Genomic DNA, 12,852 nt, shown 5'->3' on the forward strand with positions numbered 1-12,852 from the left:
TAATAGTTCGTCAAGTAGTAAAGGCTAGAAACCTCAAGATTATTAAATAGACCACTTGGAAGGTATTTCCAAAAACGGAAACTTACATCGCAACTACTTCAGCATATACCGCGTTGACCATCGCAAACGATCACCGAAGACGACCATCGCATTGAGCACCAAACTATCTAACAGGCGGTCATCGCAACCAGTTGCGAACGTTTTCAAAGCGTTAAATGGACGATCATCGCAGATGGCAGCGATTGGGTAATTGTGGGGGTAATTTCGGCAATATGCGGTCGGCGCTAAGGACGCTATGACCGCGCTATGATCCCCGAGTAATCATAGCGTCAGTTTTCCCATGTTTTTCAACGGCTTACTGCCTGGCCGCTATGATAACTATGATATCTCTATATTAAGAGAGAGAGAAATAATAAGAGAGGGTAGAGGCGTCCCGGTGCGTGGGGGAGCAGAGACAGCGATTTCCCATAGTTATCATAGCGGATGGCCTATTTCGAAGCGAATTCAATGGTTTAACTTGCGCTATGATAGCCGCTATGATGCTTTCAATCATAGCCTTGCGCACGTCCATAATTTTCAACATGGGCGTTGGCATCCAAATTCCACAAAACACCGCGCTTGTTGAGATCATCTTGGAAGTAAGCCCGTCCGCTCTGACCGATCCTGAAATAGCCAACAGCCGAAATAGCCGTGGCGAGCGTTTTCGCTGGCACCGCTTTGTGGCCGCGCTGCCCTAGAAGCTTCCCGACAGCAGCCGTGCTGATCCAGCCGCCACGAAAGCCGGGAGAGGCGTCCTCGACGGCTTCGGCTAGAAGTTGCTCCAGCCAGCCACGGCTTTCAATCAACGCCTCTGCGGTGCTGCTGGTGACTGGCGCGCGCTTCGATATCGCGCCGCGCTCGATTGGATAGTTGAGCAGATAATGAGCGACAATTTTCAATCCCATCTTGTGACCACCACCGTTTGGATGGTCGCCAAGCCAGTTGTACAAGCTGTTGAAATAAGCATCGTCCATGCCGCGCGAACGTAGGTCGTCAACCGTCTGGATCGGGCTGTAGAAGATCGCGAACCGCCTTCCATTTGCGGTAACCGGAATTGCGTCCTTGTAGTTGCTGAAAAACAGCCAATTGGATGGCGTGTCGCCCATCTTTTGGTCGACGCCTTTCCCTTCAATTTCAAGTTCGGTTTCGGTGATGAAAGGCTTTAGCGTTTCAACCATGTCGCGCTTTTCGTCGGTTCGGATTTCATCGACCAAAAAAAACAGTTTGCTGCCCATCCATCCGTTGAATTTGCTGCCGCTTTCGTTCAGCTGCTTTGCTTTCGGCTGATAGAAATATTGTTTGTCGATCACATGCCGCATTACCTGTTTGAATACATTCTTGCCCACGCCTTCAACGGATTGAAGAACCGGAGACCATGGTATTTTGTGGCCGGGATACTTCGCATTGTGCGCCAGGAATTCTAGCAGCATGTGCTGATCGTCCGCGTTGGGCAGCACCAACGCCAAGTGACGCAGGAATGGCGCGGGGTCGCCGGCAAGGGTTTGGATATTCGCTGGCACATAGGTATTGACGTAGGATCGGCCTAATCCGTCGCGGATAATGTCGCCTGTTTCCATGTCGGGACGAAAGCAGGTTCCATCTACTTTCGGCACCGTCCAGACCCTTGAGCGAGTTGCGGCTTGCCAAGCTTCGTCGGTTGTCTTGCCGTTGCTGTCGATGATGAACCTCTTGCCGCCATAAGAGGCGTTGAAGCTGCCAACGCCGTACCTAATGCCGCGCGGTCCAATGATGCAGTTTTCAGGTCCGATCAGCACGCAGCCGTTGAACCAAATCCGCTGTTCTTGCGGTGTCAGCATCTCACCGAATTGCGCTTGCGTTGGTGACAGTTGGACGGCTGGCGCATTACCGCTACCGCCAAGCAGCCGTTGCGCTCTCAACGTGGGAATGCGCCGCTCAACCGCTGGCCAACCAACTTCGGTGTTTCTAATCGAATTCCACTGCTTGTAATTCTCACCGGGATCATTCCCATCGTAGCGCATGCACCACTGCTGCCACATATCATATAGCTGTTGATCGCTTGCGAGCGTCCAGCCGGCTTGCTTCACTGCTGCGAGAAAGCTGATCCAGTCGCCTCGTGACAACGTGTTAGGGTCTGTTGCATCCAGCGCGTATTGCAGCCAATGAAGCGACGGTGCAGCTAGCGCAGGATCGCCCAACTGATGCCGGCCGCCACCACCATCGATCACGTTGACATCGTGCAGCGCGGTTTCAAGCTGTTCGGCCGTTGTGACGTAGCCGTTGCCGGCCATGGCGAAACATGTCACCAGATGCGGCGCAGCGCCATGTGTATGCTTGCTGCTTTGCGGATTGCTGTATTTCGTGCTTATCGTACCCGGAAGCCTCATAACTCTCGTGGCATCAATGATCGACGGATCACCCTCAAAAAACTGTTTGAGCTTCCTCTGAATTAATTCAAAGCGTTCGTTGCCGGTGTACGGCTGGACGGGCCAATAGATGTGGAACTTCTGCGGGCTGGAGTTGACAGCAAATGCTGGTGCCGGAAACCATTGCTCGGCTCGCGTCAGGTTTTGCTGCGCAGACAGATTGTCAAGATCGACGTAATTTGCGCGCAGACTTTGGACGTTACAAAGCTCACGTCCGACGCCATCTAATTCCGCTATGACGGCAAATATACCGTACCCTTGGTTGTTGTAGTGGACGATGCTTGACCACGCATTTTGGAGCGTATCTCGAAACGGGATCGCGGCAACGCTCTTGTTCGCGTCATGTATGGCTCTCCAATCAATGATTGCAGTCGCGGCTTGACCGCCTGTGATCGCGTTTACAAATGTCGATGCTTGTTCAAAAGACTGCGCAGGCGGATTGATTACCCCCGTAGTGAGGTTTATATGGTCAGTCATTGCACACTTCCTTCATGGCCCGACCAGCGTTCGCGCGCTTCGTCGGGCCTATTCTTTCGAGCTTCAAATCTGTGATTTGCTGCTCTGTTTCTGGAAAAATCGTCTTTTATCAGCCGCTTAGCGGTAGCAACAGCCAGTCAAAACCGGCCTTGGGTAACAGCGGGGGTGTATCAGCCGGCCATCCGACCGACCGCGAACTGCTCAATTTCCGCCCGCAGCCAGTACCGGCGATTGTTGATTTTGCGGGGCTTGGGGAAATTGGCGACAGGCGGTGTCTCTCGCCCTGTCCGGCGATCATAAGCGCCGTGCAGCCAGCGGTGGAGTGTCATAGGCGTGATCCCGCCACAGATGGCGCAGACGGCCGGTGCGGGTATGAGTGTATCAACAGAAGACATGATGTGCCTCGATATAGCGATTGACCGCGTAACCAGCGGTTTCGGGCAGCCATCCAACTGCGTTCAGCGCGTCTTCCTCGCGCCATTGAACCATCCGGTTCCCTGCACTGCCGATATCATCCGATCAAGGCAGCAACGCCATCGGGCCATAACGTCCCAACACAGTCAAGCACATTTTGCGTATTACACAGTCTTAAGTCCGCTCTAGGCGGATTTTTTCAATATCGTTACATTATCTGCGGTGATCGCTTGGATACGGTTTGCTAGTTGCTCCAAAGCATCGCGCTTTTCGTCTTGGTAATCGTAGCGGTTATAGATTGCGGCAACACCGCTCACTTTGCCTGTTTTGTGATTTAGAATTGCTTCGGTCACTTCCTGCTTGATTCCAAGCCGTGCGAGTTCTGTTGCGGCTGTTCTTCTCAGATCATGTAGATGCCAATCGGGCAAAGCCGGTTCGCCGCAGTGCTTATCTAGCGCTTTCTTGCCATTGCTAAAGCCGCTGAATGGCGTGGTCGCTGTTGTGGTGAACACGTATTCGGACGGGTTTCCGCGCTTGTCTGCCATCCTCGGCAGTCTTTCGATGATCGTTTTTGCCATCGGTGCCAGCGGCACAACATGAGCGCTGGAGTTTTTTGTGCGCGATCCTTCAAGCGTGATCGCGTCCAGCTTGTCGGTTAATTCCGACCATCTCAGGTTTGCAATCTCGTCTCGGCGCTGACCAGTCAGCAACAGCAGTTGCACCATCGGCCCGAATGGGTACTGGCACTTATCCGCCGCCTTCCAAATCGTTTTTATCTCGTCGTGTGACAAAACACGGTCCCGGCTTTGCGGCTTTGCTGGCGCTTCCGCTAGTTCGATGATGTTGCGCCCCATGGCTCGCGCAACCGGCTTCCAACGAAAGAACGCGGATAGGACCGCGAAGGCATTGCGGCGTGCGCCGGGTGTCAGCTTCGCCAACAGCTTTTCAACGTCCCGGTAATCGATTGTCCTGATGTCCGTGACGTGTTTCCAATGCGGCTTGATGTTCGTTGTGATTATCCGTTCGTATTCGTCTGCGGTCGATGCCTTGACTGCCCTGCCCTTGAAGCCGGTTGCGCGAGCGGTCTTGATGAATTCATCAAACCAAGCTGCAACGCTGGTTCGATCGATCTTGCGTTGGCGGGGATCATTGCCGCGCTTCGCGTCTGCCATCACACTTTGGGCAAGCGCGCGAGCTTGGGTCACGTTGAGCGCTTGCGTTGGCGAAACGATGCTGTTGACGCGTTCGGTTGATCCAACTTCGTCGTACCGTCCAATCGTGACCTTTGCGGGCTTGCCGTCGATCTTCGTCCGCACTGCCCATGACAAAGCGCCGCTTGTTGGCTGCATCACCAGATACAGCCCTGCTTGCGCGTCGTCCGAAATCTCTTGCCGCGTGGTGGCTGGCTTCAACGTGTTGATGAATGCGGCAGCGCGTTTGTGCTGCGCGGGAATGGTCTGTCCAGGCATCGGCTTTTTCGCTCCGGGTAACGTCAGGGGTAATCCGGGTAACGTTATGGCACGTTATGGACCGTTCCGCAAACCGCTGCTCTTGAGCCTGAAAACTGATTTAAATCAGGCAATTAATGATTTTTGCGTTATGGACTGTTGCCCTACGGGGTATGCTGGCACAAAATTTGTAAACCGAAGGTCGGCGGTTCGATTCCGTCCGGGGGCACCACCTTTCGCTCTTCGAGCTTCGGGTGGCAGGCCACTCGAAGCTCGTTAGTCGAAGGAGGACTGCCGACGGTTCTATTCGGCGGAGCTGGCAGCACGACATCAGGCCAACTCGCAGCCGTCGGACCTTCTAGGAAAATGTGGCAGCCTGTATGGCTGCCGTATCGCCGAACGTGTTCCTCACCCTAACCGACCTGTAGACGTAGGCGGCCCAGATCCCTGTGACTATGAAGGATGCCAAAGGTGTAACCAGAGCTCCTCCGGCAAGCAAACGGTTTACCGGGACACCCAGAACAGTCGATATCCAAACTGTGTCCAGTACGAATAAGAGAGGGATCGCGAACCACAGACATATGAACAGCTGCGGAAAGCGGTGGCTTCGCCGCAGCATCGAAACAAGCACGACCAGCTGAAGCACCAGAAATGCCAGATTGAGGGCTGCCTCGCCATAGATGGCCAAGGCCCCGTTGGGCACTGTAACAAGCTGTTGGTAGGTTTTGACCAGACTGGCCATATCGACAAGTGTGCGCAACGGCGAAAGGGACAGGCTGATCGCCAGCAGGATCAGCCAGCCGCCGAACCCCACGAGGTCATCTGGGCTCTGTGAGGATTTGCGCGACGACCGGACGGCGAAGAAAACCGGCACGCCAATCAGCAACAGAAGTATCGCCCAATGCCACATTTACCCACCCTCGAATGCATCCCTGGGTTGTTTAGCTCGCACCTCTGGATTGTGCAAGCGTTTTTACAGAGATCAAGGCATCGTAGAGATTTTCGGGTTTAGGTTTGCAGAGGACGCTTTCGTCGCTCGCAATGGCCGCATCTCACCCCAAGTCAAAATGCCGCGGAAAGGCCTGGTGCAGCAGGAGCAGCATGGTCTTGCGCAGCACGTCGGTGTCGCGGCTGGACGGGTTGAGATGGTCCCAATACCAGGCGCCGTGAACCAGATAATTCAGGCTCTCCGACAGCGTGTCTATGTCGACGCCGGTGTAACCGCCGCTGCGCGAAATCTCGATCAGCAGTTCGCGCGCTTCGGCCGTGTAGGCGAGATCGCTGGGCAGGCCTATCTCGTTGTAGAGCTGCATGCTCTTGCGGTCGCTGGAGAACACGACGAAGACCGACACCCAATTCGGATGCTGGCGGGCAAAGCGTTGCGCGCAATCGACCGCGCCCAAGACCCGCTCGACCGGCGACAGGCCGGGCGCCCGCACCAGCGTCAGCCACAGCGCGTCATATCGGTCGCTGAGATATTGCAGGACGGCTCGGAACAGGTTCTCCTTGCTGCGAAAATGAAAGACCACCAGTGCGTTGGACGAGCCGACATGCTCGGCGATGCGCTGCATGGTGACGCTGGCCAGCCCCTCCTCCGCGATGAGCTCGATTGTGGCGTCGATGATGCGCTGGATGCTCGCTTCGCCGCGCTCGCGCCGGCGGTCCTTGGGCGCAGCGTCGTTCGCCGCACCCTTGGCCGCCTTGCTTTTTCCCGCATCCGGAGTGGCTATGCGTTGCGCCATTGTCGTCAGGCCTTTCCCCGGCGGCCGAAACATCCCGCCGCTGCCTTGGGATGCCGGCGCCCTGCGGACTCACAGCGCCGGGCGTGTCCCGGCATTCGTGTACCACTGACCACGAGCCGTCTCATAGGCCATACCCGCCCGGAACACGTCGGCGTCGCTATAGGTGCGGCCGACAATCTGGATGCCGGTGGGCACGCCGTTGGCGGCGCGGCCCGACGGCACGGACAGAACCGGGCAGCGGCTCAGCATGTTGAACGGCGTCGTCATCACCCAGCCCAGCGACGGGTTCACCTCTCGTCCATTGATCTCGACCTTGCCTTTGGTCTGATCGAATTCCGCCGGCACTGCGGGAAGCGCATTGGTCGGGCAGATCAGCACATCGTGTTTTTCCAGCAACGGCCCCAGCGTCAGATACATCCTGGCCGCCACGTCCAAGGTCGCGACGAAGTCCGTGGCCTTCGACTTCTGCCCGTCGTTGGCAAACTGCCTGGCATAGCTGGTCATGTCCTTGCCGTGCTTGGCGAGCAGCGGCGACAGCGAGGCGCCGAAGAGATGTTCGAGATAGGCCATGCCGGCCTTGAGCACCTCGTCGCCCCAGCCGAGGTCCACCACCTCGACGGTGGCGCCGAGCGAGCGGAACACATCGCAGGCAGCGAGCGTGTTCTTGCGCACGTCCGCATCCACCTCGAAGGACCCGAGATCCATGGAGAATGCGATCTTCCAACCCTTGATCGGCTTGTAGTCGAGCGGCAGGCGCAGTTTCGGGCGCAGCGTGGCGATGTCGAGCGGGCTCGGCCCGGCCATGACGTTCTGCAGCAGGATCGCATCCCCGACGTTTCGGGCCAAGGGCCCGGTGTGGCAGTAGAAATCGAGATTGAACGGCGCCTCATCGGGATTGCGGCCGTAAGGCGGCTTGAAACCGACCAGGCCGCAGGCCGAGGCAGGGATGCGGATTGAGCCCGCTATGTCCGAGCCGGTTGCGATCGACGACGTGCCGGAGGCCAGCGTTGCCGCCGAACCGCCCGACGAACCGCCCGGCGTGAAATCCGGGTTCCAGGGGTTGCGCGTGACGCCCCAGCGCTTCGACCAGGTATAACCGGCGCAGCTGAATTCGGGCGTCGCGGTGCGGGCGTGGACGATGCCGCCGGCCTTCATGACACGCTCGTTCATGGTCGAGGTATGGCCGCCAATGGCGTCCCCGGACAGCAGCGAGCCATGCGAGGTCGGCTTGCCCTTGATGTAGCTCTCATCCTTGATGCCGATCGGCAGGCCCTCGAGCGCGCCGGTCCTTGCGCCTCTGGCGTATTTCGCCTCGGCTTTTCTGGCGAGATCCATCGCCTCGTCGAAATGCGTGAAGGTGAGGCAGTTGATCGTCGCCTTGGTTGCCTCGGCGCGGCGGATGGTGGCCTGCATCAGTTCCACAGGCGACAGTTTCTTCGCCTTGAACAGCCGCAACGCCTCGCTGGCCGGCATGTAGCAAAGGTCGAGATCGGACATAAAAAATCTCCCGCGGCGGCTTTACGGCATCTGGCATTGGGGATGGCCGAGCCGCGATGCGCGGCCCGATGTTGGTCAGCTTCGGCCGGCGGCGCTGCTATTTCTGCAGATCGGTCCAGATCCTGGTGTAGAGCGCCTGGACGTCGGCGGGACAGGCCGACATGAATTGGCCCTTGTCGGCAAATTCGGCCGGAACATCCACTTCGGGCGCGCCCTTCATATCGGCCGGCAGGAAGGGCTCGGAGCCCTTGATGCCATTGGCGTAGTGCGCGAAGGCCGAGATCATCGCTGCATTCCTGGGGTCCATGATGAAATTCTGGAAGAGCTTGGCGTTCTCGACGTTCTTGGCATCCTTGAGCACCGCGACACTGTCCATCCAGATTGGAAAGCCCTCCTTGGGATAGCCGTAGACGATCTTGTCGTTCTCCAGCCGCTCGCGCAGCGATATGCCGTTCCAGTTGACGCCGGCGGCAATGTCACCCCTGCCGAGACCGTCGACGGCCGCATAGTCGAGCGACAGCCATTTCGCTTTCGCCTCGATGAGCTTGTCATGCACCTTTTTCAAAAGCACCTTGTCGTCGGTGCAGTACTTACCGCCCTCATAGGCAATGGCGAGGAACATGATGTCTCCCATTTCGGGCACGACATTGATCTTGCCCACGAGTTCCGGCGGCGGATCGAGGAAAATCGCCGAGGTGTTCGGATCGCCCGCATAGACCGATTTGTTGACCGAGATGCCGGTCGTGCCCCATTGCCACGGCACCGAATATTTGCGGCCGGGGTCGAACGGCACGTCGACCCATCTCGGATCGACGTTTCTAAAGTTCTCCATCGTGTTGGGATCGGTTTCCAAGAGCAGGCCTTCGCTGATCCAGATCGGCATCACGCTGGCCGATGGAACGACGATGTCATAGCCGGAAGCGCCCTGGCGGACCTTGGCCAGAGCCGTATCGTTGGAGTCGTAGTCGGTGACGGTAACCTTGACCTTGTAGGTTTCCTCGAACTTCTTGATCAGGTCCGGGCTGGTGTAGTTGCCCCAATTGTAGATTTGGAGTTCGCCCTCGGCGCGGGCAATGCCGGTCATCGCCAGCAGCGACAGGCCGAGCGCCGTGGCGGTCGATTTCAACTGCATGCTTGTGTCTCCCATTGTTGGGACCGGCGGGATTGCGCCTCGAGTCCCTAAGTTCCCTTCGTCCTGGTGATCATTCACCGGCGAATGCCGGCTGACCAACTCGGTATCTCGGCAACGGTATTAATTACTAAACATACAGTCAATATCTTTTGCGACACAACTGCATGATCGGCACCGGCAGTGCGCCGGCGAAGCCGACATGATATGGTCAAGGTTGGGCCATTGATGAATTGGGGCAAGCCGTGGCGTGAGCGCCGCAGCCTGCAGGGCTTGGATCACGGTCATGCGCCTTTTTCTGGCGGTCGTGCTGCTGATGACCATGGCGCTCTTCTCCGCTGCGCGCGGCGAAGAGCGGATAGCGCTGGTTGTCGCTAATCCGGCCTCTGAGGGCTCACCGGCAATCGCCAACGCCGACCTCAGTGCCGAACTCGTTGCAGCGACACTACGATCGCTTGGCTTCACCGTCCGGCAGGAGTCGGATGGCGACCGCGCCGATGTCGCGCGCGCCATGCATGATTTCGCCCAATCCCTGGCCAATCCGGACTCCGTCGGCATCTTCTACTATGTCGGCCACACCGCGCAGGCCAACGGCAGGAACTATTTACTGACGCGCGGCACCCGGATCGATTCAAAGGAAACGGTCGACCAGACGGCATTGCCCCTCGATCTGTTCATGCAGGCGCTCGAGGCAACCCCGACATTGAAGGTGGTTCTGCTCGACAATCCCGGCGATGGCCACAACCCTACTTCCGGCGTGATGCAGGGTCTGGCGGCGGTCGATCCCCTCACCCACGCCATCGTCGCTCTGTCGGCCAAACCCGGAACCGTTGCACTGGACGAAGCCCGCCCCGTCACCGTATTTGCCGATGCGCTCACCGCTGCGCTGGTCAAGCGCGGCGCGGACATAGCCATCATCCTCGCCTCGGTCAGGCAAACCACTATCGACAAAACGTCAGGCGCCCAGTGGCCATGGATGGCATATGGCCGCTCGGCAGACGCTGCCTTTGTGCTGACGCCGGACCAGGTGGCCGGCGCGGCACCGGCGCTGCCGCTTGTGCCGGAACCGGCACCGCCGGCGATGGCGAGCGGCGGCTACATCTCCGGGAGTGGCGGTTGGGAGCCTGATGGCAGCGACTACGCCGATGGCAGCGGTCAGGAGCCCTACCCCATGGACGTTGCACCGGGCTCCGGCAGTCCCGATGCCGCGATGGGCGACAGCGCCAAGGAGGCGGCGCTCTACGAGGAATACAAACGCCAGGAACAGCAGCGCCAATTGCAGGAAGAGCAGGCTCGGCAACGATACGAAGAGGAAAAGCAACGTCTTGAAGACGCAGCTGTGGCCGCTGCCCAGAACAATCTCGGCGGGACCTATCCGCAGGATGGCGGAGCCACCGGCGCCGAACCGCCCCCCGATAAGGCAGGGATCCCCCCTGAGGACGGCATGACATCGGCCCCGCCACCCGCGACCGGCGCCGAAAGTCCGCCGGAGGCGCAGGCGCCACCGAAACCAGCGCCGCCGCCCATCGACCAGGCGCAAAGCCCTCCTTCCGGCGGCGCCCTTCCACAACCCGAGACGGGCGCTGTCGAGGTGGTGCGCCATCCAACCATCGATGCGCCGGATGAGATTGTCGCCGGCGAGACGGTGACCGTTTCGATCGCCCTTACCGAAGAGCAATTCACGCCCGAAGTGAAGGTGAAGGCAGCGCCGGGCTCGTCGGTGACGGAAGATGGCGCCCTGGCCATGGCGATGCCGGCGGGAACCGAGCAATGGCCGATCGATATCGATCTGTTCGCCTCCGGCTTCGATCTCGCTGACGGCGGCAAATGGAGCCGACGGACGACGCTCTACCGCCAGGGCGACAGCGACTTCGTCCGCTTCGACGTCAAGGCGCGGCCGATCGCCAAGGACAGCAAGCCGGCCCAGTTCATCGCGCGCATCTACAGCGCCGGGAGGTTCCTGGGATCGGCATCGCGGTCGGTTATCATTCGCCGCACCGCGCCTGTCGAGGCAGCCGCTCTGAGCGCCACAGCCGAACGCTCCGCAGCACCTGCCATGCTGATGCTGGCCGCAGCGGCGCCGCAGCCGGCGGTAACTGGCAATGTGACGCTCGGCGGCGCAGCCGGCGATGACGTCCCCGATCTCGACGTGACCATCCTCTATGACGATCCGAGCGGGCTGGGTTCGGGGCAGATCATCATCCATTCGCCGCATCTGGCCGGTCCGGTGACCGATACGTTCTCGACGCCACCTGAGATGACGGCATGGCTGGACTCCGAATACCGCCGCCTGCTGCAGCTCGGATTGAGCCTGCGCGGCGCCGTTTCGCTGCAGCAGCCTGCCGCAAGCAGCGATACGGGGGCGCAAAAGCGCTTTGTCACGCTCGCCGCCGAAGGTTTTGGCGATGCGCTCTACCGCGACTATGTGCCGAAACCGTTCAAGGACGTGTTCTGGTCGCTGCGCGGCAAAGGCGAACTCCATTCGATCCAGATCACCTCGAACAGCCCGACGCTGCCCTGGGAATTGATCCGCCCGCGCAGCGCCGACGGCGCCGTCGCCGACGGTTTTCTCGGCATGGGCTACCGGCTGGCGCGCTGGGCTCCGCGCAGCAGTGCCTCACAGGTCGACAACCCGCTCGACCGCATGACCTTCACCGGCGTCGCGGCCGTCGCGCCCTCCTATCTCGACAAGCGCTCGCTGCGCTTTCAGCAGGACGAGATCGCGGCGCTGAGCAAGCTTTACGGCTACCGCCGCTTCGATGGCGATTTCACCTCTTTCGAGAAACTGGTCGGTGAAGTCTCGACCGGTTTCATTCATTTCTCCGGTCATGGCGAGGTCAACCAGCTGAGCAGTGGCCGGCCGGTCTTTGCCATCGATCTCGTCGACCAGTCGCTCGACCCCGATACATGGGCCGCGCTGGTCGCGGCCGCGCATGGCAAGGGCAATCCGTTCTACTTTTTCAACGCCTGCGACACCGGCCGTTCGCAGATGCTCGGCGGCTTCGTGCAGGGCTGGGGTCCGGCAGTGCTGGCGGGCGGCGCTTCCGGCTTCATCGGCGGCATGTGGCCACTGACCGACCGCGCGGCAGCGGCCTTCTCGACCGGTTTCTATGGCGGCATCAGCACGCGGATCAAGGACGGGCCGGTCTATCTGGCCGAGATCCTGCAGGATGTGCGCAGAGAATTCTACCAGACCGGCGATCCGACCTATCTCGCCTACACATTCTACGGCAACGCCAATCTGCGGATTGTCGCGCAGTGAGCGATGGATCGTCGTTGGTGGATTGGCTTCAGCCTACAACGCGTTTTGCGGGCATGGCACGCCGGCGCCGCCGCAGCGTGAGGCCATCGGCCTGGAGCTCATGGCTTCGGACTGCCGAACAAGCTCAGCAAAGAGAAGGGCGAAACTTCCCAGCATCAGGAAGACGATAATCAGGCGTGTCACCGGCAATAGACAGGTCTCGACTGGCTAGCCCCCCAGCCACCCATCCTCTGTCGGCTAACATGATCGATCAGGCTTTACGAGTGTTTAAGCTCGCTCTTAACCATCACATTCGCCGTTCCGGCGACATGAAGCGCGAGCCGCCGATTTCGTTTCGCCGCGGCCGCAACTGCGCCGGACGATGCCTCCCTTTGCAGATGCGCTTGCCCATGCTACCCCACGCAACCGCCGCCGACCGCCATCGGCCGACCGCCATCGG

The 12,852-nt window shown here is 59.3% G+C and carries 7 protein-coding genes and 1 tRNA gene; 2 read left to right on the forward strand and 6 right to left on the reverse strand.

Features of this window, described 5'->3' with window-relative positions:
* Window positions 1-545 precede the first annotated feature (545 nt).
* Window positions 546-2,921 (reverse strand): DUF5906 domain-containing protein, encoded by a 2,376-nt coding sequence (locus NKJ80_RS09435; RefSeq protein ID WP_352497474.1) that lies wholly within the window; start codon window positions 2,919-2,921, stop codon window positions 546-548.
* Window positions 2,922-3,520: 599 nt separating this feature from the next.
* Window positions 3,521-4,804, reverse strand: a complete 1,284-nt coding sequence (locus NKJ80_RS09440) for a tyrosine-type recombinase/integrase (RefSeq protein ID WP_352497475.1) — start codon at window positions 4,802-4,804, stop codon at window positions 3,521-3,523.
* Between the two features lie 150 nt (window positions 4,805-4,954).
* Here NKJ80_RS09440 and NKJ80_RS09445 point away from each other — a divergent pair.
* Window positions 4,955-5,015 (forward strand) — tRNA-OTHER (locus tag NKJ80_RS09445).
* Between the two features lie 126 nt (window positions 5,016-5,141).
* On the opposite strand, the gene NKJ80_RS09450 is transcribed toward NKJ80_RS09445, so the two are convergent.
* The 4 genes from NKJ80_RS09450 to NKJ80_RS09465 form a co-directional block, all read right to left on the reverse strand.
* On the reverse strand, window positions 5,142-5,669 hold the full coding sequence (locus NKJ80_RS09450) for a DUF2569 family protein (protein WP_245260196.1): 528 nt from the start codon (window positions 5,667-5,669) through the stop codon (window positions 5,142-5,144).
* A 166-nt stretch (window positions 5,670-5,835) separates the two neighbouring features.
* Window positions 5,836-6,525 (reverse strand): TetR/AcrR family transcriptional regulator, encoded by a 690-nt coding sequence (locus NKJ80_RS09455; protein WP_352497476.1) that lies wholly within the window; start codon window positions 6,523-6,525, stop codon window positions 5,836-5,838.
* Window positions 6,526-6,594: 69 nt separating this feature from the next.
* Window positions 6,595-8,022 carry an amidase gene (locus tag NKJ80_RS09460; RefSeq protein WP_023830719.1) on the reverse strand — a complete coding sequence of 476 codons (1,428 nt, stop codon included), beginning with the start codon at window positions 8,020-8,022 and terminating at the stop codon, window positions 6,595-6,597.
* 97 nt (window positions 8,023-8,119) lie between these two features.
* Window positions 8,120-9,154: an extracellular solute-binding protein gene (locus tag NKJ80_RS09465; RefSeq protein ID WP_023715777.1), complete on the reverse strand. Its 1,035-nt coding sequence runs from the start codon at window positions 9,152-9,154 to the stop codon at window positions 8,120-8,122.
* Between the two features lie 283 nt (window positions 9,155-9,437).
* Here NKJ80_RS09465 and NKJ80_RS09470 point away from each other — a divergent pair, with 283 nt between their 5' ends.
* Window positions 9,438-12,413 carry a caspase family protein gene (locus tag NKJ80_RS09470; protein WP_352497477.1) on the forward strand — a complete coding sequence of 992 codons (2,976 nt, stop codon included), beginning with the start codon at window positions 9,438-9,440 and terminating at the stop codon, window positions 12,411-12,413.
* Window positions 12,414-12,852: the final 439 nt, after the last annotated feature.

It is taken from the genome of Mesorhizobium sp. M0030 (assembly GCF_040323695.1).
Classification (GTDB): Bacteria; Pseudomonadota; Alphaproteobacteria; order Rhizobiales; family Rhizobiaceae; genus Mesorhizobium.